Raw genomic sequence first — 22,460 nt, 5'->3', positions numbered from 1 at the left:
GTAGTCCGGCGGGCTGTCGACGAAGGCGTCGCCCCTCGCGAGCGCTACCGTTATATCGATCGCGCCTATGCGATGAGCGACGCCTTCGTCGACAGCCCGCCGGACTACACCGTGCCCTACCAGGGCGAGCGGCCGTGGATCTGGCGCTCCCAGTCGGGCGACTACCGGATGGTCGAGCCGACGCCCGAGGGGCAGCGCGTCTATTATTACGAGGCCGGGTCGGACCAGCCATTCCTGGTGCGCGACCCCCAGTACGCCTACGGCTACGACCAGGGTCGGCTGGCGGTGGTCTATGACAGCGTCGGACGGCCGATCGATCCGGACGGCGACGCCGCCGAGCGCGCCGCGCGCTACGCCCTGCGCGCCGCCGGGCTCTATTTCGCGGCTGTGCACGAGCAGCGCGAGGCCGCCTATGCCGAGGCCTGGCGCGAGCGGCGCGACGACCTGATGGCCCAGCAGCGGGCCTGGGCCGACCAGCAGGCGCGCGACGAGGACTGGCGCGCCTGGCGCGACGCGCATCGCCAGCAGGAACAGGCCCGGTGGGAGGCGGAGCGGGCCGAGCGCGCGGCCTATTCCGCCCAGGTCTCCGCCCAGATCGCCCGCGACCAGGCCCACGCGGCCGAACAGGCGGCCTGGGAGTCGCAATGGCGTCAGCAAAAGCAGGCTCAGCAGGCGCAGGCCGCCCGCGAGGCGGAAGCTCAGGCCGAGCAGGCGCGGCAACAGCAGGCCCAAGCTCAAGCCCAGGCCTGGGCGCAGGCCCAGGCGGCGGCGCGCGCCCAGCAGCAGGTTCAGGCCGCGGCCGCCGCCCAGGCGCGACAACAGGCGTGGGCGGTCCAGCAACAGGCCGCGGCGCGTCAGCAAGCCGAGGCGGTTCGGCAGGCCCAAGCCCAGGCTCAGGCTCAAGCCCAGGCGCGGGCGGCTCAGGTCCAGGCGGCGCAAGTCCGGGCGGCCCAGATGCAGGCCGCTCGCGTCCAGGCCGCCGCGCGCCAGCAGGCTCAAGCCTCCGCCAGGGCCCAGCAACAGGCGCAGGCCGAGGCCGCTCGCCGGGCCCAGGCGCAAGCGGCCCAGCGGCAGGCGGTCGCCCGCCAGCAAGCCGAAGCCGCCGCCAAGGCCCAGCAACAGCAGGCCCAGGCCGCGCGTCAGGCCCAGGCGGTCCATGAGCGCCAAGAGGTCCAGGCCGAAGCGGCGCGCCGCGTCCAGTTGGCCGAGCATACGCCGCCCAAGCCGCCTCGGCCCGCCGCCAAGCCGCCCGCCGAGCCCCGCGCGCCCGACAAGGACCGCGAGGGCGAGGCGCCCAACGCCCACTGATCGATCCGGCGGGACGTCCCCAAGGGCGCCCCGTCGTTCGCTGTTTAACCGCGCGTTACGAATCCCTCTTTTCTTCCGCGCGCCGTTCCCCTATATCCCCGCGTTCACGAAGACATTCGGCGGAGCGCTTACGCGCGTCCGTATTACGCCCCGAGGCGCGGTCAGCCGCCCTCCGACCAGCGCGAAGGGGCGCCCGTCAGGCTTCCGGTCCCGGTCGCCCGACAGGGGAATTCCAGCGTCCGCGGCTCCCGAAACGGGAGCGGCGAGGGTGGACGCCAAGGCAATTCGAACTCACGCGCGGACTCCATCCGCGCCCAGGGAAAACACATGGCGCAATCCTTCACCGGCAAGAAGCGGATCCGGAAGTCGTTCGGCCGCATTCCCGAGGCTGTGCAGATGCCGAACCTCATCGAGGTTCAGCGCTCCTCCTACGAGCAGTTCCTTCAGCGCGAGGTCCGTCCGGGCCAGCGCCGCGACGAAGGCGTCGAGGCGGTCTTCAAGTCGGTCTTCCCGATCAAGGACTTCAACGAACGCGCCGTCCTCGAATACGTTTCGTATGAGTTCGAGGAGCCCAAGTACGACGTCGAGGAATGCATCCAGCGTGACATGACCTTCGCCGCGCCGCTGAAGGTCAAGCTGCGCCTGATCGTGTTCGAGACGGAAGAAGAAACCGGCGCCCGCTCGGTCAAGGACATCAAGGAGCAGGACGTCTACATGGGCGACATCCCGCTCATGACGGACAAGGGCACCTTCATCGTCAACGGCACCGAGCGCGTCATCGTCTCGCAGATGCACCGCTCGCCGGGCGTGTTCTTCGACCACGACAAGGGCAAGACCCACGCCTCGGGCAAGCTGCTGTTCGCCGCCCGCGTGATCCCGTACCGCGGCTCGTGGCTGGACTTCGAGTTCGACGCCAAGGACATCGTCTATGTCCGTATCGACCGTCGCCGCAAGCTGCCGGCCACGACCTTCCTCTATGCCCTGGGCATGGACGGCGAAGAGATCCTGACCACCTTCTACGACGTCGTCCCGTTCGAGAAGCGCGAGGGCGGCTGGGCCACCCCGTACAAGCCCGAGCGCTGGCGCGGCGTGAAGCCGGAGTTCCCGCTGGTCGACGCCGACACCGGTGAGGAGGTCGCTCCGGCCGGCACGAAGATCACGGCTCGCCAGGCCAAGAAGTTCGCCGATGGCGGCCTGAAGACCCTGCTGCTGGCGCCGGAAGCCCTGACGGGCCGCTACCTGGCCCGCGACGCGGTCAACATGTCGACCGGCGAGATCTACGCCGAGGCCGGCGACGAGCTGGACGTTCCGGCGATCCAGGCCCTGGCCGACCAAGGCTTCAGCACCATCGACGTGCTGGACATCGACCACGTCACGGTCGGCGCCTACATGCGCAACACCCTGCGCGTGGACAAGAACGCCATCCGCGAGGACGCGCTGTTCGACATCTATCGCGTCATGCGTCCGGGCGAGCCGCCGACGGTGGAAGCCGCCGAGGCCATGTTCAAGTCGCTGTTCTTCGACGCCGAGCGCTACGACCTGTCGTCGGTGGGCCGCGTGAAGATGAACATGCGTCTCGAGCAGGACGTCTCGGACGAGGTCCGCATCCTGCGCAAGGAAGACGTCCTGGCCGTGCTGAAGGTCCTGGTGGGCCTGCGCGACGGTCGCGGCGAAATCGACGACATCGACAACCTGGGCAACCGTCGCGTCCGCTCGGTGGGCGAGCTGCTGGAAAACCAGTACCGCGTCGGCCTGCTGCGCATGGAGCGCGCGATCAAGGAACGCATGAGCTCGGTCGACATCGACACGGTCATGCCGCACGACCTGATCAACGCCAAGCCGGCCGCCGCCGCCGTCCGTGAATTCTTCGGCTCCTCGCAGCTGTCGCAGTTCATGGACCAGACGAACCCGCTGTCGGAAATCACCCACAAGCGTCGTCTGTCGGCCCTCGGCCCGGGCGGTCTGACCCGCGAACGCGCCGGCTTCGAAGTCCGCGACGTGCACCCGACCCACTATGGCCGGATCTGCCCGATCGAGACGCCGGAAGGTCCGAACATCGGTCTGATCAACTCGCTCGCGACCCACGCCCGCGTGAACAAGTACGGCTTCATCGAGAGCCCGTACCGTCGCGTGAAGGACGGCAAGCCGCTGGACGAAGTCGTCTACATGTCGGCGATGGAAGAGTCGAAGCACGTCATCGCCCAGTCGAACATCAAGGTCGACGGCGGCGAGATCGTCGAAGATCTGGTTCCGGGCCGCATCAACGGCGAACCGACCCTCCTGCAAAAGGAGACGGTGGACCTGATGGACGTGTCGCCGCGCCAAGTCGTGTCGGTGGCCGCCGCCCTGATCCCGTTCCTGGAAAACGACGACGCCAACCGCGCCCTCATGGGCTCGAACATGCAACGTCAGGCCGTGCCGCTGGTGCAGTCCGACGCCCCGCTGGTCGGCACCGGCATGGAAGCCGTCGTCGCCCGTGACTCGGGCGCGGTCGTGATCGCCAAGCGCACCGGCGTGGTGGAACAGATCGACGGCACCCGTATCGTCATCCGCGCCACGGAAGAGACCGACCCCGCGCGTTCGGGCGTCGACATCTACCGCATGTCGAAGTTCCAGCGCTCGAACCAGTCGACCTGCATCAACCAGCGTCCGCTGGTGAAGGTGGGCGACAAGATCCGCGCCGGCGACATCATCGCCGACGGTCCGTCGACCGAGCTGGGCGAACTGGCCCTGGGCCGCAACGCGCTCGTCGCGTTCATGCCCTGGAACGGCTACAACTTCGAAGACTCGATCCTGATCTCCGAACGCATCGTCCGTGACGACGTCTTCACCTCGATCCACATCGAGGAATTCGAAGTCATGGCCCGCGACACGAAGCTGGGTCCGGAAGAAATCACCCGCGACATCCCGAACGTCGGCGAGGAAGCCCTGCGCAACCTCGACGAAGCCGGCATCGTGGCGATCGGCGCCGAGGTCCAGCCGGGCGACATCCTGGTCGGCAAGGTGACGCCGAAGGGCGAGTCGCCCATGACGCCGGAAGAAAAGCTGCTGCGCGCCATCTTCGGCGAAAAGGCCTCGGACGTCCGCGACACCAGCCTGCGCCTGCCCCCGGGCGTCGCCGGCACGATCGTCGACGTGCGCGTCTTCAACCGTCACGGCGTCGACAAGGACGAGCGCGCGCTCGCCATCGAACGCGCCGAGATCGACCGCCTGGGCAAGGACCGCGACGACGAGTTCGCGATCCTGAACCGCAACATCTCGGGCCGTCTGAAGGAGCTGCTGATCGGCAAGGTCGCGCTGTCGGGTCCCAAGGGCCTGTCGCGCGGCGAGATCACGGCCGAGGGTCTGTCGCAGATCGCCTCGGGCCTGTGGTGGCAGATCGCCCTGGAAGACGAGAAGGCGATGGGCGAGCTGGAAGCCCTGCGCCGTCTGTTCGACGAGAACCGCAAGCGTCTCGACCGTCGTTTCGAGGACAAGGTCGACAAGCTGCAGCGCGGCGACGAACTGCCTCCGGGCGTCATGAAGATGGTCAAGGTCTTCGTGGCCGTGAAGCGCAAGCTGCAGCCGGGCGACAAGATGGCCGGCCGTCACGGCAACAAGGGCGTCATCTCGCGCATCCTGCCGATCGAGGACATGCCGTTCCTCGCCGACGGCACGCACGTCGACGTCGTTCTGAACCCGCTGGGCGTGCCTTCGCGCATGAACGTCGGTCAGATCTTCGAAACCCACCTGGGCTGGGCCTGCGCCAACCTCGGCAAGCAGATCACCAACCTGATGGAAGACTGGCAGCATGGCGGTCAGAAGCAGGCGCTCATCGACCGCCTGCGCGACATCTACGGTCCGAACGAAGAGCTGCCGGACACCGAGGAAGAGCTGATCGAGCTGGCCAAGAACCTCGGCAAGGGCGTTCCGATCGCCACGCCGGTGTTTGACGGCGCGCGCATGAGCGACATCGAGAACCATCTCGAAATGGCCGGGGTCAACCCGTCGGGCCAGTCGATCCTGTACGACGGCCTGACCGGCGAGCAGTTCAAGCGTCCGGTCACGGTCGGCTACATCTACATGCTGAAGCTGCACCACCTGGTCGACGACAAGATCCACGCCCGTTCGATCGGTCCGTACTCGCTCGTCACGCAACAGCCGCTGGGCGGTAAGGCCCAGTTCGGCGGTCAGCGCTTCGGGGAAATGGAAGTGTGGGCTCTGGAAGCCTACGGCGCGGCCTACACCCTGCAGGAAATGCTGACGGTGAAGTCCGACGACGTGGCCGGCCGGACCAAGGTCTACGAGTCGATCGTCCGCGGCGACGACACGTTCGAGGCCGGCATTCCGGAAAGCTTCAACGTGCTGGTCAAGGAAATGCGCTCGCTCGGCCTCAACGTCGAGCTGGAGAACAGCTGAGCCGACTGAGGATCCTCCCCCGCGACGCGGGGGAGGTGTCCCGGAGGGACGGAGGGGGCCAGCCCGGCCGATCTCCAGCTAGCCCCCTCCGACGGCTCCGCCGCCACCTCCCCCGCGACGCGGGGGAGGAGCGCTCTGAAAAGAATTTTTCGCGGGCATCCCCGCAGAAGGAACCAAGATGAACCAGGAAGTCCTGAACATCTTCAATCCGGTCCAGGCCGCTCCGACCTTCGACCAGATCCGCATCTCGCTGGCCTCGCCGGAAAAGATCCGCTCGTGGTCGTTCGGCGAGATCAAGAAGCCCGAGACCATCAACTACCGCACGTTCAAGCCCGAGCGTGACGGCCTGTTCTGCGCCCGTATCTTTGGCCCGACCAAGGACTACGAATGCCTGTGCGGCAAGTACAAGCGCATGAAGTACAAGGGCATCATCTGCGAAAAGTGCGGCGTCGAAGTCACCCTGGCCCGCGTCCGTCGCGAGCGCATGGGCCACATCGAACTGGCCTCGCCGGTCGCCCACATCTGGTTCCTGAAGTCGCTGCCGTCGCGCATCGCCATGATGCTGGACATGCCGCTGAAGGACATCGAGCGCGTCCTCTACTTCGAATACTACATCGTCACCGAGCCGGGCCTGACGCCGCTGAAGCAGCACCAGCTGCTCAGCGAAGACGACTACATGCGCGCCCAGGAAGAGTACGGCGACGACAGCTTCACCGCCGAGATCGGCGCCGAGGCCGTCCAGAACCTGCTCAAGGCGATCGACCTCGAGAAGGAAGCCGAGAAGCTTCGTGAAGAACTGGCGGGCAACCCGTCGGACATGAAGCAGAAGAAGTTTTCGAAGCGCCTGAAGATCCTGGAAGCCTTCCAGGAAAGCGGCAACCGTCCGGAATGGATGGTCATGACCGTGGTGCCGGTGATCCCGCCGGAACTGCGTCCGCTGGTGCCGCTGGACGGCGGCCGCTTCGCGACCTCGGACCTGAACGACCTGTATCGCCGGGTCATCAACCGGAACAACCGCCTCAAGCGCCTGATCGAGCTGCGCGCGCCCGACATCATCATCCGCAACGAAAAGCGGATGCTGCAGGAGTCGGTCGACGCCCTGTTCGACAACGGCCGTCGCGGCCGCGTGATCACCGGCGCCAACAAGCGGCCCCTGAAGTCGCTGGCCGACATGCTGAAGGGCAAGCAGGGCCGCTTCCGTCAGAACCTGCTGGGCAAGCGCGTCGACTATTCGGGCCGTTCGGTCATCGTGGTCGGTCCCGAGCTGAAGCTGCACGAGTGCGGCCTGCCCAAGAAGATGGCGCTGGAGCTGTTCAAGCCGTTCATCTACGCGCGCCTGGACGCCAAGGGCCTGTCGGGCACCGTCAAGCAGTCCAAGCGCATGGTCGAGCGCGAGCAGCCGCAGGTGTGGGACATCCTCGAAGAGGTGATCCGCGAACACCCGGTCATGCTGAACCGCGCCCCGACCCTGCACCGTCTGGGCATCCAGGCGTTCGAGCCGAAGCTGATCGAGGGCAAGGCCATCCAGCTGCACCCGCTGGTCTGCGCCGCGTTCAACGCCGACTTCGACGGCGACCAGATGGCCGTGCACGTCCCGCTGAGCCTGGAAGCTCAGCTGGAAGCGCGCGTCCTGATGATGTCGACCAACAACATCCTGTCGCCCGCCAACGGTCGCCCGATCATCGTGCCGTCGCAGGACATCGTCCTGGGTCTGTACTACCTGTCGGTCGCCCGCGAGGGCGAGCCGGGCGAGGGCAAGATCTTCGCCGACCTGGGTGAGATCGAAGCCGCCATGGACGCCGGCGTCGTCTCGCTGCACGCCAAGATCAAGGCGCGCCACACCGAGATGAATTCGGAAGGCAAGCTGGTCCGCAAGGTGATCGACACCACGCCGGGCCGCATGAAGATCGCCGCCCTCCTGCCGCATCACCCCCAGATCGGCCACCGCCTGATCGAAAAGGCGCTGACCAAGAAGGAAATCGGCAATCTGATCGACATCGTCTACCGCCACTGCGGTCAGAAGGCGACGGTGATCTTCGCCGACAAGGTGATGGGCCTGGGCTTCAAGGAAGCCGCCAAGGCCGGCATCTCGTTCGGCAAGGACGACATCATCATTCCGAAGCGGAAGGAGGCGATCGTCGCCGAAACCCGCGCTCTGGCCGAGGAGTACGAGCAACAGTACGCCGACGGTCTGATCACCAAGGGCGAGAAGTACAACAAGGTCGTCGACGCCTGGGCCAAGGCGACGGACCGCGTCGCCGACGAGATGATGGCCGAGCTTCAGATGAAGCATAAGGACGAGAACGGCCGCGAGAAGGAAATCAACGCCATCTACATGATGGCCCACTCCGGCGCCCGCGGTTCGCAAGCCCAGATGAAGCAGCTGGGCGGTATGCGCGGCCTGATGGCCAAGCCCTCCGGCGAGATCATCGAGACCCCGATCGTCTCGAACTTCAAGGAAGGCCTGACCGTTCAGGAGTACTTCAACTCGACCCACGGCGCCCGTAAGGGTCTGGCCGACACCGCGCTGAAGACGGCCAACTCGGGTTACCTGACCCGTCGTCTGGTCGACGTCGCGCAGGACTGCATCATCGTCGAGGAAGACTGCGGCACCACCAAGGGCATCACCCTGCGGGCCGTGGTCGAGGGCGGCGACGTGCTGGTCTCGCTGGGCGCCCGCGTCCTGGGCCGCTTCACGGCCGAGGACGTCAAGGATCCGTCGACCGGCGAGCTGGTCGTGCCGGCCGACACCTATATCGACGAGAACATCGCCGACGCCATCGAGGCGGCGGTCGTCCAGTCGGTGAAGGTCCGCTCGGTCCTGACCTGCGAAGCCAAGATCGGCGTCTGCGGCGCCTGCTACGGCCGCGACCTGGCCCGCGGCACGCCGGTGAACATCGGCGAAGCGGTCGGCGTCATCGCCGCCCAGTCGATCGGCGAGCCGGGCACCCAGCTGACCATGCGCACGTTCCACATCGGCGGCACCGCCCAGGTGGCCGAGCAGTCGTTCTTCGAAGCGTCGAACGACGGCGTGGTCCGCGTGATGGGCCCGACCGTGACCGCCGCCGACGGCGCCCTGGTCATCATGAGCCGCAACACCACCGTCAGCGTCCTGGTCGACGGCAAGGAACGCGAGACCTACAAGCCGCCTTACGGCGCGCGCCTGAAGGTCAAGGACGGCGATACCGTGAAGCGCGGCCAGCGCCTCGGCGATTGGGACCCCTACACCACCCCGATCATCACCGAAGTGGGCGGTCGCGTCCGCGCCGAGGACCTGGTGGACGGCATCTCCGTCCGCGAGGAAGTCGACGAGGCCACCGGCATCGCCCAGCGCGTGATCGCCGACTGGCGCGCCTCGGCCCGGGGCTCGGACCTGCGTCCGGGCATGGGCGTGCTGTCGGAAGACGGCTCGTACAAGCGCCTGTCGAACGGCGGTGAAGCGCGTTACCTGCTGTCCGTGGGGGCCATTCTCTCGGTGGCCGACGGCGACGAGGTCAAGCCGGGCGAGGTCATCGCCCGTATCCCGACCGAAGGCGCCAAGACCCGCGACATCACCGGCGGTCTGCCGCGCGTCGCCGAACTGTTCGAAGCCCGCCGTCCGAAGGACTGCGCGGTCATCGCCGAAATGGATGGCCGTGTCGAATTCGGCAAGGACTACAAGAACAAGCGCCGGATCAAGATCACGCCGGACGTCGACGCCGACGGCAACCAGCCCGAAGCGGTCGAGTTCCTGATCCCGAAGGGCAAGCACATCGCCGTCCACGACGGGGACTACATCACCAAGGGCGAGTACATCATCGACGGCAACCCGGATCCGCACGACATCCTGCGCATCCTGGGCGTCGAGGCCCTGGCGAACTTCCTCGTCGACGAGATCCAGGAGGTCTATCGTCTGCAAGGCGTGCCGATCAACGACAAGCACATCGAGACGATCGTTCGTCAGATGCTGCAAAAGGTCGAGATCATCGAGCCGGGCGACACGGGCCTGATCAAGGGCGACCACCTGGACAAGCCCGAGTTCGACAAGGAAAACGACAAGGCGATCGCCCGCGGCGGCCGTCCGGCCGTTGTCCAGCCGGTGCTGCTGGGCATCACCAAGGCCTCGCTGCAGACCAAGAGCTTCATCTCGGCCGCCTCGTTCCAGGAAACGACGCGCGTCCTGACCGAAGCCTCGGTGCACGGCAAGACCGACACGCTGGAAGGCCTGAAGGAAAACGTCATCGTGGGTCGCCTGATCCCCGCTGGCACGGGCGCCTACCTGCGCAGCCTGCAGCGCGTCGCCGCCAAGCGCGACGAACAGCTGGCCCAGCAGCGCGAGGACGCCATGGAGCCCCTGCCGGCCGAGATCGCCCTTTCGGACGCCCAATAGGCGTCCGAAAGAACTCGGGACTCGGGCGCTTTAAGCGCCCGGGCGGGCGCCCAATAGGCGTGCAGAGCTAAACGACGGAAAGGCCCGGGCGCGATCCCGGGCCTTTTTCGTTGTGGGCGGACTGTTTGGGCGACGTCGGAGCGCCCCCTCCGTCTCGCCGCCTAGAGCCTTATCCGCTCGAATGGAATCATTCGAGCGGAAAAATAAGGCTCTAAATCAAACATTTAGAGCGTGATAGCCGCCGAAACCGCTCACACTTTCGGCTATCACGCTCTATATCGGCGGCGATCCACCTCCCCCGCGAGCGGGTGAGGATGAGACGGGAACTCCTCCCTCGCGAAGTGGGGGAGGTGGCGCGAGGCGAAGCCTCGTGACGGAGGGGGCGCTATCTCGCCCCCTACCGCTCCTCGTCGAAGCGGTTGGAGACCAGTTCGCACAGGGCTTCGACGGCGGCCTCGGCCTCCGGGCCCTCGGCCGAGATGTCGATGGTCGAGCCGATGCCGGCGGCCAGCATCATCAGGCCCATGATCGAACGGGCGTCGACGGACGCGCCGTCGCGGCTGACGGTGACCTCGGCGTCGTAGCCGGACGCCATCTTCACGAACTTGGCCGAGGCCCGCGCGTGCAGTCCGCGCTCGTTGACGATCTCGACCGTTCTGGACGTCATGCCGTTATTTTTCCCCAGCCAGGACGTAGGAGGCCACGGAGATGTACTTGCGTCCAGCCTCCTGGGCGTGGGCGACGCAGGTCTGCAGGGGCTCGCGCTGGCGCACGCTGGCCAGCTTGATCAACATGGGCAGGTTCAGGCCGGCGATGACCTCGGCCTTGGTCTGCTCCATGACCGAAATGGCCAGGTTGCTGGGCGTGCCGCCGAACATGTCGGTCAGCAGGATGACCCCGTCGCCGTCGACGTCCGTCGCGGCGCAGGCCTTCAGGATGTCCGAGCGGCGACGTTCCATGTCGTCCTCGGGGCCGATGCAGATCGCCTTCACGGCGGCCTGCGGACCGACCACATGCTCCATGGCGGAGACGAATTCCTCCGCCAGACGCCCGTGCGTCACGATCACGAGCCCGATCATGCCTTGTATCTCAAACGGGATCCCCATTCCCGCGGCGACCGGTGGAGGATCGCGCGGGCGGTCTTGATACGCCCGTTAGGTTGCGACTCCAAGAGACTGCATCATGCGTCTGATTTTCAGGGGCGCGGCGGGTTCCCGAGGCCACAGGTCGAAAACGGGAACGGAAACCCCGGCGATCGGCGTGAAACGCGGCCCGGGCAGGCGTTCGACCTGCTCGGGCGCGGCGACGCAGCGGATGGCCAGCGCGATCTCGCAGAAGGGCAGGGCGGCCGCGTCGACCACGCCCAGCCCTCTCACCTCCATGAGGCCGGCCAGGGGCGCGGGTGGTTTGCCCCAAGGCTTGCCGCCCGACGCGAAGGTCGCGACGCGATCGTCGGCCACCAGCCGGAAGCCGGCGTCGAGGGCGCGCAGGGCCAGATCGCTCTTGCCCGCGCCCGACGGGCCCTCGATCAGAGCGCCGCGCCACCGGCCGCCCAGACGCAAGGCGATCAGCCCGGCGTGGCGGACGTCGAGGGCGGCTTCGTCGCCGGTCATTCCCGCGCGTCCGGCAGCTCGACGATGAATCGCGCGCCGGCGATCGCTCCGGTGGCCGGGTCCATCCGGTTCTCGGCCCGAATCGTCCCGCCGTGCGCCTCGACGATCTGGCGGGCGATCGACAGGCCCAGGCCCGAGTTGCCTCCGAACGCCCGGCCCTTGGGCCGCGAGGTGTAGAAGCGCTCGAAGATGGTCTCCAGATTGTCCGGCGGAATCCCGGGTCCGTCGTCTTCGACCGTCGTCGTCACCTTGCCGCGCGCCCGGTTCACGACGACCCGCACCTCGCCGTCGTCGGGGCTGAACGAGCGGGCGTTGTCGATCAGGTTGCGGAACACCTGGCCGATCGGGGTCTCGCGGGCCAGGACGGGCATCGGCCGCGGGTCCTCGGCGGCGAAGGTCACGCGCACGCTGCCCGGGGCCGGGCCGGGACGCAGCTGGGCGTCATAGAGGCCGGCGACTTCGCCGAGCAGCTTGGCCAGGTCCAGGGCCTTGGGCTGCTCGCGCGACAGCTCCGCGTCCAGGCGCGAGGCGTTGGAGATGTCGGTGACCAGCCGGTCCAGGCGGTTGACGTCGTTGCGCAGGATGGCCAGCAGCCGCGCCCGGGGGGCGGGCTCGGTGACCAGGTCCAGGGTCTCGATGGCCGAGCGGATCGAGGTCAGCGGGTTCTTGATCTCGTGGGCCACGTCGGCGGCGAAGCGCTCGATGGCGTCCATCCGCTCGGACAGCGAATGGGTCATCTCCTCCAGCGAGCGGGACAGGTCGCCCAGCTCGTCGCTGCGCTCGGAGAGGTCGGGCAGGGAGATGGCGCGCGCGCCTTGCAGGCGGACATGGTCGGCCGCGCGAGCCAGCCGCAGGACCGGCACGGCGATCAGCCGGTGCAGCAGCACGCTGGACACCAGGATGGCGATCATGGCCACGACGATGAATGGCAGCAGGGCCTTGCGCTCGGCCGAGATGATCTGGTCGACGTCGCCGGCCTCGAGCGTCAGCACGCCCAGCACCGCGCGGACGTGCTGAATCGGGATCGACACCGACACCACCCGGTCGCCGTCCTCGGACACGCGGGTGCCGGCTACGGTGTGGCCCTTCATGGCGCGGGCGATCTCGTCGGCCAGGGCCTGGCGGGCGCGCTCGGCCCGAGCCTTTTCGCGCGGGCTCTGCTGGGCCTGGTCCTTCTGGCCGGGCTTGCGGGCGGGGGGCAGCACCTTCCAGTCCACGTGGTCGGCGACCACGAACGAGTCGGCCAGCACCTTGCCGTGGGCGTCGAACAGCCGGGCCCGTTGCGAGCGGGGGATGAACAGCACCTGCAGGATGGCGCTGGCGGTATAGGGATCGAGCGCCGGCTCGGGCTCGCCCACCGTCGCCGACTGGTCGATGACGTTGGCGATCAGCTCGCCCTGGGTGGTCAGGCTGTCGATGCGGGCATTGACCAGGCCCGAGCGCAGCTCGTTCAGCACCAGCGCCCCGACCACGACGATCGCCAGGGCCAGGACGTTCAGGATGATGATCAGCCGGCCCAGCCGCGAGCCGCGCGGCCAGGCCAGGCGCCGCCTGGGCTCGACGCCCCCCTGGGGGCGCGCCGGCTCAGGCTTCGCGGTAACGGTAGCCAACGCCGTACAGGGTCTCGATGGAGTCGAATTCCGGATCGACCTGGCGGAACTTCTTGCGCATCCGCTTGATGTGGCTGTCGATCGTGCGGTCGTCGACATAGACCTGATCGTCGTAGGCGGCGTCCATCAGGTTGTCGCGGCTCTTCACGAAGCCCGGGCGCTGGGCCAGGGCCTGCAGCAGCAGGAACTCGGTGACGGTCAGGCGCACGGGCTTGCCGTCCCACAGGCTGTCGTGGCGGGCCGGGTCCAGGGTCAGCTTGCCGCGCTTCATCACCTTGGAGTTGGCGCCGGTCGGATCGGCGGCCGAGATGGGGTCCTCTTCCGGACGCGCCCGGCGCAGGACGGCCTTTACCCGCTCCAGCAGCAGGCGCTGGCTGAACGGCTTGTGCATGTAGTCGTCGGCGCCGAGGTTGAAGCCCAGGATCTCGTCGATCTCGTCGTCCTTGGACGTCAGCATGATCACCGGGATCTCGGAGGTCTGGCGCAGGCGACGCAGCACCTCCATCCCGTCCATGCGCGGCATCTTGACGTCCAGGATAACCAGATCGGGCGGGCTGGCCTCGACGGCCTCCAGGCCGGAGACGCCGTCATAATAGGCCTTCACCGCGTGCCCGTGGCTTTCCAGCGCCAGCGAGACCGAAGCGACGATGTTTTCGTCGTCGTCAATGAGCGTGATGGCGGCCATATGTTTCCGTCTGTCCTCGGCGATCTTCAGGTCGAGCGATCCTAAACATCGCTCGCCCAGGCTTCAACGCGTGGCGCGGCAAAGCTTTCCCAAGGGCTTCTGGCGAGCGTTTGCGGCTCCAGCATGGCGCCAATGCGGCGGGGCGGTCGTCTTCAACCTCACCTTAAGTGTTCTGGTCCATGGTCGAAGACTATTGGAGCGCGTCACGCACATGAGCGAAGTCCATTACGAGCTATTTGTCCGTCGCCGAGCCGGCGCGCAGTGGACGCTCGAGATGGCCACCGAGATCCGCACGCAGGCGCTGCAGACCGCCGAGGACGTCCTGACCCAGGGGCGCGCGGTGGCCGTGCGCGTCAGCAAGGAAACGCTGGACCCCGAGACTCGCGAATACAAGTCGATCGCCATCTTCACCAAGGGCATGGTCGACGGCGGCAAGCCCAAGAAGGAAGTCGAGAACCGCGATCCGCTGTGCGTGCAGCCGGCTGACCTCTACACCGCCCACGCCCGCGACAGGATCGGCCGCCTGCTGGAAGGCTGGCTGGTTCGGCACAAGGCCACGCCCTTCGAACTGCTGCACCGACCCGACTTGGTCGAGAAGCTGGAAGCTTCCGGCACAGACCTGCAGCACGCCCTTCAGAAGATCGCCATCCCGGAAGCCGAGGCGCGCGGCCAGAGCGTGCACGAGGTCATCCGCCACTTCCAGGGCCTGGTCGAGCGCACCATCGCCAACCTGACGAAGGCCTTCAAGAAGGGCGATCTGCCCAACCTGGACAAGGAAGGCTTCGCCAAGGCCGCCGAACGTTTGGCCGCCGACCCCGACCGCGCCTTTCTGCTGGGGGCCGGCATCGCCGCCTCGATCGCCCCGGCCAAGACCTGGTCCGAGAAGATCGCGCGCCTGCTGGACCTGGCCGACGCCGCGCCGGAGGAGCCGCGCGCCCGCGCCGCCGCCCTGGCCGCGATCGAGCAGCCGCTATCGGAGATCATCGGCTCGCGCGCCGGCATGGCCGATCTCCTGGACAATCAAGACGACTTGGGCGCGACCCTGGCCGCCATGATCCGCATGACCGGCGGCACGGCCGTCGAGGCGCTGATCCGCATCGAGCCCAGCGTGCGCGGCTGCATGCCCGAGCTGTCGGGCGTGGCCAAGCGCCTGGGCGACTGGCTGTCAAGCGACGCCTTCGCCTCGGTCCGCGCCTCGATCGCGGGGCGGGTGCTGAAGGAGCTGAACGGCGTGCGTCGTCTCAAGCCCGCCGACGCCGAGGCCGAGATCGAATTCCTGCGCGCCCTGGCCATGAGCCTGACGGCCGCCGCCGGCCGCATCTTGGCCCCCGAGGATATCCAGGGCGCCTTCACCACGCGCTCGAAGACCCTGCTGAACAGCGACTTCATCGAGGCGCTGCTGGGCCGCGACCGCTCGGCCCACGAAGAGATCAAGATGCTGGTCCGCCTGACGGAAAACGTCATGGGCGCGGTCAACAAGCGCAGCGCCGCCCGTTGGCTCAGCGCCAATATCCAGGCTCTGCGTTTCGAGAAGGAACTGCGCCAGGGGCCGGATTCCCCGGTCGCCAAGCTGACCCTGCTGGCCGGGCTGCAACGGTCGATCGGGCGCTCGGGCCTGGTGCGCGAGGACCACGAGCCGCTCTGCGCCAAGCTGGGCGAGATCGGGGCGCTGATCGAGGCCGACTCGCGCCTGCTGACCATGCTGGTCCGCGCGCCGGCCCCGCTGCCGCATCGCCTGCAACTGCTGGCCAAGCTGGCCATGGGCGAGGCTGGCCCCACCGGCCCCGTCGCCGAAAAGGCGCGCGTCGAGGCCCTGAAGCTGGCCCGAGACCCGGGAGCCCGCGCCGAGCTGCAGTCCTCGCCCCAGACCCTGGACCTGATCAAGACCCTGGTGGCGCGGGCGGCTTAGAGCGTGAGGCTGAAAGTGGGAACCGGTTTCAGCTTATCTCACGCTCTAAACATTTGATTTAGAGCCTTTAAACCAGCGGTCGCGCGTTCAGCGCAGGACCGCTTCGACGTCCGCCAGCCGCGCGTCGTGCATCTGGTTCAGATAGGCCTCGTAGTAGCCCTTGTGCGACGCGCCGACGATGGCCAGCATCCGCGTGCCGGGATGCTGACCCAACACGTCGCGGATGTTGGAGACCATGCGTAGGTTGCGGGTCTCCCAGTAGCCGACATATTGCCGTCCGAAGCCCTGGGGCGAGGGCTCGGCCAGCGCGGCGCCGAAATCGCTTTCATAGACGAGGCGCTGGGCCTTCGGACCATTGTAGGCGCGATACAGTCGCAGCAGGCCATCGGCGCTGGTCAGTCCCTGGCTCAGCCGGTCATTCTCGGCCTGCTGGGCGCGCGAGGCGGGATTGTTCCAGGCGGCGGTGATCGCGGCCTCGGCCGCCTTCTGCTCGGCGGGATCGGGGCTGTCGGGCGTGTCGGCGGAGTGATCGTCGACGGACCACAGGCGCTCCAGGCCCAGCCGCGCGGCCAGGACGGCCGCGACCTGGTCGGTCTCGTTGCGACGGACCCTGAGCTTTTCCAGCGCCGCGACCAGCTCGTCGTTCAGGCCGTCGCCGACGGTGCGTTCGGCCGGCGGCAGCCGCAGCCATTGGACCAGGGCCGAGCCCCGCTCGCCCGCGGCCATGAACACCGCGGCCAGGCGCCGGCGCTGGGCGCCCGTCGGCGCGGCGGGCCAGGCGGCCAGCAGTCGCTCGGCCTCGGCGTTGGCGGCGGGAACGTCGAGCCCGACCGCCCGCTCGGCCGCCGAGGTGTCCGGGCAACGCATCTCCACGGTCTGGGCGTAGCGGGCCGGATTACGCCGCAGGGCGTCGCATTGCAGGCCCGACAGGTCCTCGGTCGCGATGGCGGTGGGCGCCCAGGCGGCCAGCCGGTCCAGAAGCGGCGACAGCAGCGCCAGGTCGACGCTCTTGGGCAGGCCCGACAGGTGCGGCGTGCCCAGCACCAGCACGGTGTTGGGCGCGCCGTGGGGCGGGCCCTTCAAGGTCTCCGGATGGAAGGTCGGTCGATACTCGCCCGCTTGGGCCACGCCGATCACGGCGCTGGATGCGATCAGGGCGCCAGCCAGGACGCGAACCTTACGAAGCATGAAATTCCCCTCGACGCTGTTAGCGTCTAGAGGCTTCGGCGACGCCTCGTGGAGGCGCCTGTATTTTATTTAATGTCCGTTGCGCTTTATTCGCGCGGCTGGACGGATCAACCTGATGTCGGGCGAGAGGGTGACGACGTGGCGCCGCGCGAGACCGACAAGAACAAGGTCTGGTTCGAATATGTCCGGACGGGCGGCCGGTTCACGGCTTGGCCGATATGCTGGCAAGGCTGGCTGGCGATGATCGTGCTGATCGTCGGGCCGACCGTCGGCGCCATGCTGCTGGCCAAGGCGCTTCCGAGTGTTCCGAGCGGCATGTTTCTCCTCGGCGCGTTCGCCCTTTGCTTCGGCGCGATCTTTCCGCTGGCCTACTTCAAGGGACGCCCCGCGAAGCGCTCCGATCGCGCCGTTTGACTCTTCCCCGGCGGCGCCGGGTAAGGTTGTCGCGCGCGGCCGTTCGGGTCGCCTAGAGCATTTTCCGATAAGTGTGAAACGGTTATCGGATCGAAAAATGCTCTAAACTTTTGATTTAGAGCCCTTTTTATCCGATCTGATTGGATCAATCAGATCGGAAAGGGCTCTAGGGAAGATCGCCATGGCTGTTTTGACCGTCCTCTATCCCGCCGCCGAAGGCGCGAAGTTCGACCAGGCCTATTACGACGCCACCCACATCCCGCTGGTGAAGGAGGCCTTCACGCCCACGGGTCTCACCGGGGTTCAGGTCTTGAAGGGCGTGTCGGGCGGCGGCGACGCGCCGGCGCCGTATGTGGTGATCGTCAATCTCACCTTCCGCGACGCGGAGGCGCTGCAAGCCTCCTTGACGGGACCGCGCGCGCCCGAGGTCATGGGCGACGTGCCCCGGTTCACCGACATCACGCCGATCCTTCAGATCAGTCTCGCGAGCTGATCAGCCCAGGATCGCGGCCAGGGCGTCGACCACGCGGTCGACGTCCCCGTCGGCCATGGTCGGATAGAGGGGCAGGGTCAGGCAGCGCCGGTACCAGGCGTCAGCGCCGGGCAGGTCGGCGACGCCTTGGCGCTGGGCGTAGTAGGGCTGGCGGTGCACCGGGATGTAGTGGACCTGCGTCCCGATCCCGCTGGCCTTCAGGCTGTCGACCACCGTGCGGCGCGACAGGCCCTCGGCCTCGAAATCGATCAGCACGGTCAAGAGGTGCAGGGCTGGGTTCGAATGCGCCGGGCTGGCGGCCAGTCGAACGCGCGGCGTCCGCTCGGCCAGCCTGCGGGCGTAGAGCCCGGTCAGCGTGCGACGGCGGGCGACGAAGCGGTCCAGCTTCTTCAACTGAGACAGGCCCAGGGCGCACAGGACGTCGGGGATGCGATAGTTGAAGCCCAGTTCCGGCATCTCGTACCACCACGGATCGCCGCCCGGCTGACGAACCATGCCGTGCGAGCGCAGCAGGCGGGCGCGAGCGGCCAGGTCGGGGTCGTTGGTGGTCAGCATCCCGCCCTCGCCGGTGGCCAGGGTCTTGACCGGATGGAACGAGAAGCTGGCGAAGCTGGAATAGGCCCCGTCGCCGACCGGGTGGGCGACGCCGTCAAAGGTCCCGACCGAGCCCAGGGCGTGGGGCGCGTCCTCGACCAGGGTCGCGCCGGACGCGCTGGCCATGGCCTTCAGCGCCGGCAGGTCGCAGACGTCGCCGCGCAGATGGACGGGCAGAACCGCCTTTACCCGCTTGCCGCGGATGCCATTCAGAGCCCGGCCAAGCGTGTCGGGGGTCATCAGGCCGCTGTCCGGATCGACATCGGCGAACACCACCTCGGCGCCGACATAGCGGGCGCAGTTGGCGGTGGCCAGGAAGGTGATCGAGGGGACGACGCAGACATCGCCCTCGCCGACGCCCAGCGCCATCATCGCCAGGTGCAGGGTGGCGGTGCCGTTCGAGACGGCGACGGCGTGGCGGGCGCCGACCTTGGCGGCGAAGGCCGTCTCGAAGGCCTCGACGGTCGGTCCCGTGGTCAGGAAGTCGCCGCGCAGGGCTTCCGCCACGGCGGCGACGTCGTCGTCCTCGATCGTCTGCCGGCCGTAGGGGAGAAAGCCGGTCATCGCGCGGACTTTTCGTCCAGCATGGCCAAGAGGCCCTCGGGGCTGAGCCAGTCGTGGTTGTTGTCGCTGCTGTAGGAGAAGTCCTCGGCGACCGGCCTGGCGCCGTCCGACGCCGCGTAGGGGGCGCGGCCGAACTCGGCGAAGTTGGGCTCGATGGCGAAGCGGTCCTCGAACTCGACGGTCGAGCGCGCGTCGTCGGCGCTGATCATGATCTCGTGCAGCTTCTCGCCGGGACGGATGCCGATCACCTTCATCTGGGCGTCCGGCGACATGGCCTTGACCAGATCGGGCATGGCCATGGACGGGATCTTCGGCACGAAGATCTCGCCGCCGCGCATCAGGGTCAGCGACGACAGCACGAAGTCGACGCCCTCGTTCAGGGTGATCCAGAAGCGGGTCATGCGCGGGTCGGTGACCGGCAGCTCGGTCGCGCCCTGCGCCAGCAGCCGGCGATACAGCGGCACCACGCTGCCGCGCGAGCCGACCACATTGCCGTAGCGCACCACGCAGAAGCGCGTGCCGATGTCGCCCGACAGGTTGTTGGCCGCCACGAAGGTCTTGTCCGAGGCCAGCTTGGTCGCGCCATAGAGGTTGGTCGGGTTGCAGGCCTTGTCGGTCGACAGGGCCACCACCTGTTTGACCGCGTTGTTCAGGCTGGCCCAGACCACGTTCTCGGCGCCCAGCACGTTGGTGTGGATGCATTCCGACGGATTGTACTCGGCGGCCGGCACCTGCTTGAGGGCGGCGGCGTGGATGACGATGTCGACGCCGCGCAGGGCCAGGGTCAGGCGCTCGCGATCGCGGACATCGCCCAGGAAGAAGCGCATCTTGGCGTAGGTCTTCGGATCGAACTGCTCGCGCAGCTCGATCTGCATGTCGCTCTGCTTCAATTCGTCGCGGGAGTAGACGATGACCTTTCGGGGGTTATAGCGGCTCAGGACGGTCTCGATGAACCGCCGCCCGAAGGAGCCGGTGCCGCCGGTGACCAGGATCACCTTGCCGTCCAGATCGAGGGATTGGGGTGAAAAACGGCCCAAGGTCTGCCTCCTCGCGACGCTCGCCGGCCTGAAGGCGCGGCGGCGAATCTTGGTTAACGCGTCTTGATGCGCCCGTAGGCGTAAAGAGGACGTCAACCACGTCGCGCTACCAAGGCGCCATGCGCCGCTCTCGCCGCCTCCTGACGCTCGCCCTGACCGCCGTCCTGACCGGCGGTCCCGTCCTGACGCCCGCCGCCGCCCTGGCCGGAGAAAAGAAGGAAGAGAAGGGGGACAAGAAGGCCACGACCTTCCTGGCGCTCGATCCGATCAACGCCATCGTCATGCGCCGCGACGGCCGCCGGGGCGTCATGACCCTGGAGACGGGGCTGGAGGTCAAGGATCCGGAATTGATGAAGCGCGCCCAGGCCTCGGTCCCGCGTTTGCGCGCGGCCTTCGCCCAGGTGTTGATGATCTACGCCGCCGGCCTGCGCGGCGGGGCGCCGCCGGACATCGACTATATCAGCCGCGAGCTGCAGAAGACCGCCGACCAGGTGCTGGGCAAGCCCGGCTCGAAGATCATGCTGGGCTCGGCCCTGATCAGCTAAGCATCGCGCGGAAAAGTGGACGCCGGTTTTCCGCGAAAGCGATGCGAAGACCGGTTCAGGTCTTTTTTCGACGGGCGCGGAAGAAGCCGCGCAGCAGTTCGGCGCTTTCGTCGGCCAGCACGCCGCCGGTCACCTCCGGCCGCCAGTGGCAGGTGGGCTGGGCGAAGAACCGGGGGCCATGCAAGACCGCGCCGCCCTTGGGGTCCTCGGCCCCGAACACCACCCGGCCGATCCGCGCGTGGCTGATCGCGCCGGCGCACATGGCGCAGGGCTCGAGCGTCACGACCAGGGTCAGATCGGTCAGCCGGTAGTTCTCGAGCCGGGCCGCCGCCGCGCGCAGGGCGGCGATCTCGGCGTGGGCCGTGGGATCGTGGGCCCCGATCGGACCGTTGCCGGCCGTGGCGATCACCTCGCCGGTCCTCGGGTCCAGGATCACCGCCCCGACCGGCGTCTCGCCCGCCGCCGCCGCCGCGCGGGCGGCGTCGAGCGCCAGGCGCATCATCGCCTCATCTTGATCCTCGCCCTGATCGGTGCGCATTAGCTGAAAGCCCATCGAGAGATGCGCCCAGCCTTAGAAGGACGCCGAAAATGACCAAACCTCACGATCCCCTGTACGAGCCTCACCTCGACGGTCAAGACGGCGAGCTGGACGGCGGCCCGGGCGAGCGGGTGGCCAAGGCGCTGGCGCGGGCCGGGGTGGCGTCGCGCCGCGAGGTCGAGCGGCTGATCGAGGCCGGCCGCGTGGCGATCAACGGCAAGGTGCTGACCACCCCGGCGGTCAAGGTCGCGCCCGGCGACTTCCTTACCGTCGACGGCCAGCTGGTGGCCGAGCGCGAGCCGACGCGGATCTTCCGCTACCACAAGCCGACTGGCCTGATGACCACCCACAGCGATCCCAAGGGCCGGCCGACGGTGTTCCAGTCGCTGCCCAAGGACTTGCCCCGGCTGATCTCGGTCGGGCGTCTCGACCTGAACTCCGAGGGCCTGCTGCTGCTCACCAATGACGGCGAGCTGTCGCGCGCGCTGGAAACGCCCGGCAACGCCTGGGTCCGCCGCTACCGCGCTCGCGCCTTTGGCGACACGACGCAGGCCAAGCTCGACACGCTGAAGGACGGCGTGACCCTCGAGGGCGTCAAGTACGGCGCCATCGACGCCAAGCTGGACAAGGCGCACGACCGGGCCGGCGGCGGCAAGAACGTCTGGATCACGGTCAGCCTGTCGGAAGGCAAGAACCGCGAGGTCCGCAAGGTGCTGGAGTCGATCGGCCTGAAGGTCAATCGCCTGATCCGCCTGTCCTACGGTCCTTTCGCCCTCGGAACCCTGGCGGCCGGTCAGATCGAGGAGGTCGGTCCTCGGGTGATCCGCGAGCTTCTGGAAGGCGTGGTGCCGCCCGAGAACATGCCGACCGGCGACCGGCCGAAGTTCGGCGGCGTCGCCAACGCCGCCAAGGCGCCGGGCACGGAAGGCGGCGGCGACGTCCAGCGCCGGGGCGCCCCGCGCGCCGACCGGGCGGTGGTCCCCGACGCGCCGGAAAAGCCGGAAAAGCCCGTCTACAAGGAAGGCTGGGCGCGGCCCAAGAAGAAGACCTCGCCGCACGGCCCGGCCAAGGGCGCGGCGAAGGCCAAGCGTCCCGCCAAGTCGATCGAGACCAAGTTCATCGACGACAAGAAGCCCGTCGCGCGCGGCAAGCCCTCGGCCCGTTCCGGCGCGAAGCCCGCCGAGGGCGCGGCGCG

16 protein-coding genes and 1 pseudogene are annotated in these 22,460 nt (G+C 67.9%); 8 read left to right on the top strand and 9 right to left on the bottom strand.

From position 1 onward, the window contains the following. From FCU40_RS16655 to rpoC, 3 genes and pseudogenes are all read left to right on the top strand, one after another. Positions 1-1,308 (top strand): annotated as a pseudogene (locus tag FCU40_RS16655) (hypothetical protein); the annotation flags it as partial. A 327-nt stretch (positions 1,309-1,635) separates the two neighbouring features. After that, a complete protein-coding gene (rpoB, locus tag FCU40_RS16650; protein WP_004624070.1) occupies positions 1,636-5,706 on the top strand; it encodes a DNA-directed RNA polymerase subunit beta in 4,071 nt (1,356 codons plus the stop codon). A gap of 178 nt (positions 5,707-5,884) precedes the next feature. Beyond that, a complete protein-coding gene (gene rpoC, locus FCU40_RS16645) occupies positions 5,885-10,075 on the top strand; it encodes a DNA-directed RNA polymerase subunit beta' (RefSeq protein WP_004624068.1) in 4,191 nt (1,396 codons plus the stop codon). Between the two features lie 397 nt (positions 10,076-10,472). On the opposite strand, the gene FCU40_RS16640 is transcribed toward rpoC, so the two are convergent. The 5 genes from FCU40_RS16640 to FCU40_RS16620 form a co-directional block, all read right to left on the bottom strand. Then, entirely contained in the window at positions 10,473-10,742 is a 270-nt protein-coding gene (locus FCU40_RS16640) for an HPr family phosphocarrier protein (protein ID WP_004624066.1), read from the bottom strand. A 4-nt stretch (positions 10,743-10,746) separates the two neighbouring features. Beyond that, on the bottom strand, positions 10,747-11,154 hold the full coding sequence (locus FCU40_RS16635) for a PTS sugar transporter subunit IIA (protein WP_004624065.1): 408 nt from the start codon (positions 11,152-11,154) through the stop codon (positions 10,747-10,749). A gap of 75 nt (positions 11,155-11,229) precedes the next feature. Beyond that, a complete protein-coding gene (locus FCU40_RS16630) occupies positions 11,230-11,688 on the bottom strand; it encodes an HPr kinase/phosphorylase (protein ID WP_168076417.1) in 459 nt (152 codons plus the stop codon). Then, positions 11,685-13,298 carry an ATP-binding protein gene (locus tag FCU40_RS16625; RefSeq protein ID WP_168076415.1) on the bottom strand — a complete coding sequence of 538 codons (1,614 nt, stop codon included), beginning with the start codon at positions 13,296-13,298 and terminating at the stop codon, positions 11,685-11,687. The genes FCU40_RS16630 and FCU40_RS16625 overlap by 4 nt, the downstream gene beginning before the upstream one ends. After that, the gene (locus FCU40_RS16620; protein ID WP_004624059.1) at positions 13,273-13,983 is read right to left on the bottom strand and encodes a response regulator transcription factor; all 711 of its coding nucleotides are present in this window, start codon (positions 13,981-13,983) and stop codon (positions 13,273-13,275) included. Before FCU40_RS16620 ends, FCU40_RS16625 begins: the two co-directional genes overlap by 26 nt. 211 nt (positions 13,984-14,194) lie before the next feature. Here FCU40_RS16620 and FCU40_RS16615 point away from each other — a divergent pair, with 211 nt between their 5' ends. Next, positions 14,195-15,892, top strand: a complete 1,698-nt coding sequence (locus FCU40_RS16615; protein ID WP_168076413.1) for a hypothetical protein — start codon at positions 14,195-14,197, stop codon at positions 15,890-15,892. A gap of 87 nt (positions 15,893-15,979) precedes the next feature. Here the strand turns inward: FCU40_RS16615 and FCU40_RS16610 are convergent, their stop codons facing one another. After that, positions 15,980-17,080 (bottom strand): DUF5694 domain-containing protein, encoded by a 1,101-nt coding sequence (locus FCU40_RS16610; protein ID WP_168076411.1) that lies wholly within the window; start codon positions 17,078-17,080, stop codon positions 15,980-15,982. A 48-nt stretch (positions 17,081-17,128) separates the two neighbouring features. On the opposite strand from FCU40_RS16610, the gene FCU40_RS16605 reads away from it, so the two are divergent. Continuing rightward, on the top strand, positions 17,129-17,494 hold the full coding sequence (locus FCU40_RS16605; RefSeq protein ID WP_241693633.1) for a hypothetical protein: 366 nt from the start codon (positions 17,129-17,131) through the stop codon (positions 17,492-17,494). 181 nt (positions 17,495-17,675) lie between these two features. Next, the gene (locus tag FCU40_RS16600) at positions 17,676-17,987 is read left to right on the top strand and encodes an EthD family reductase (protein ID WP_168076409.1); all 312 of its coding nucleotides are present in this window, start codon (positions 17,676-17,678) and stop codon (positions 17,985-17,987) included. Here FCU40_RS16600 and pseC read toward each other — a convergent pair whose 3' ends face one another. Both pseC and pseB read right to left on the bottom strand, forming a co-directional pair. Next, positions 17,988-19,145 carry a UDP-4-amino-4,6-dideoxy-N-acetyl-beta-L-altrosamine transaminase gene (gene pseC / locus FCU40_RS16595; protein WP_168076407.1) on the bottom strand — a complete coding sequence of 386 codons (1,158 nt, stop codon included), beginning with the start codon at positions 19,143-19,145 and terminating at the stop codon, positions 17,988-17,990. It abuts the gene before it with no gap. Beyond that, complete coding sequence (gene pseB, locus FCU40_RS16590; RefSeq protein WP_168076396.1) at positions 19,142-20,182, bottom strand: UDP-N-acetylglucosamine 4,6-dehydratase (inverting); 1,041 nt, start codon at positions 20,180-20,182, stop codon at positions 19,142-19,144. The genes pseC and pseB overlap by 4 nt, the downstream gene beginning before the upstream one ends. 119 nt (positions 20,183-20,301) lie before the next feature. Between pseB and FCU40_RS16585 the strand changes: the two genes are divergently transcribed. Then, positions 20,302-20,727: a hypothetical protein gene (locus FCU40_RS16585; protein ID WP_168076385.1), complete on the top strand. Its 426-nt coding sequence runs from the start codon at positions 20,302-20,304 to the stop codon at positions 20,725-20,727. Positions 20,728-20,782: 55 nt separating this feature from the next. Here FCU40_RS16585 and tadA read toward each other — a convergent pair whose 3' ends face one another. Continuing rightward, positions 20,783-21,265 (bottom strand): tRNA adenosine(34) deaminase TadA, encoded by a 483-nt coding sequence (gene tadA, locus FCU40_RS16580; protein ID WP_168076383.1) that lies wholly within the window; start codon positions 21,263-21,265, stop codon positions 20,783-20,785. Positions 21,266-21,315: 50 nt separating this feature from the next. Between tadA and FCU40_RS16575 the strand changes: the two genes are divergently transcribed. Then, a partial coding sequence (locus tag FCU40_RS16575) for a pseudouridine synthase (RefSeq protein WP_168076380.1) occupies positions 21,316-22,460 on the top strand: 1,145 nt, incomplete at its 3' end.

The organism is Caulobacter sp. SSI4214 (assembly GCF_012184455.1).
GTDB lineage: Bacteria > Pseudomonadota > Alphaproteobacteria > Caulobacterales > Caulobacteraceae > Caulobacter > Caulobacter vibrioides_E.
This window is presented reverse-complemented; position numbering and strand designations above follow the sequence as displayed.

Bases quoted from the DNA above. Each gene is read 5' to 3' on its own strand.
- FCU40_RS16620 (WP_004624059.1), bottom strand. From the start codon at position 13,983: ATGGCCGCCATCACGCTCATTGACGACGACGAAAACATCGTCGCTTCG.
- FCU40_RS16630 (WP_168076417.1), bottom strand. From the start codon at position 11,688: ATGACCGGCGACGAAGCCGCCCTCGACGTCCGCCACGCCGGGCTGATC.
- FCU40_RS16635 (WP_004624065.1), bottom strand. From the start codon at position 11,154: ATGATCGGGCTCGTGATCGTGACGCACGGGCGTCTGGCGGAGGAATTC.
- FCU40_RS16585 (WP_168076385.1), top strand. From the start codon at position 20,302: ATGCGCCGCTCTCGCCGCCTCCTGACGCTCGCCCTGACCGCCGTCCTG.
- FCU40_RS16615 (WP_168076413.1), top strand. From the start codon at position 14,195: ATGAGCGAAGTCCATTACGAGCTATTTGTCCGTCGCCGAGCCGGCGCG.
- FCU40_RS16640 (WP_004624066.1), bottom strand. From the start codon at position 10,742: ATGACGTCCAGAACGGTCGAGATCGTCAACGAGCGCGGACTGCACGCG.
- pseC (WP_168076407.1), bottom strand. From the start codon at position 19,145: ATGACCGGCTTTCTCCCCTACGGCCGGCAGACGATCGAGGACGACGAC.
- rpoC (WP_004624068.1), top strand. From the start codon at position 5,885: ATGAACCAGGAAGTCCTGAACATCTTCAATCCGGTCCAGGCCGCTCCG.
- rpoB (WP_004624070.1), top strand. From the start codon at position 1,636: ATGGCGCAATCCTTCACCGGCAAGAAGCGGATCCGGAAGTCGTTCGGC.
- FCU40_RS16600 (WP_168076409.1), top strand. From the start codon at position 17,676: ATGGCTGTTTTGACCGTCCTCTATCCCGCCGCCGAAGGCGCGAAGTTC.
- FCU40_RS16610 (WP_168076411.1), bottom strand. From the start codon at position 17,080: ATGCTTCGTAAGGTTCGCGTCCTGGCTGGCGCCCTGATCGCATCCAGC.
- tadA (WP_168076383.1), bottom strand. From the start codon at position 21,265: ATGCGCACCGATCAGGGCGAGGATCAAGATGAGGCGATGATGCGCCTG.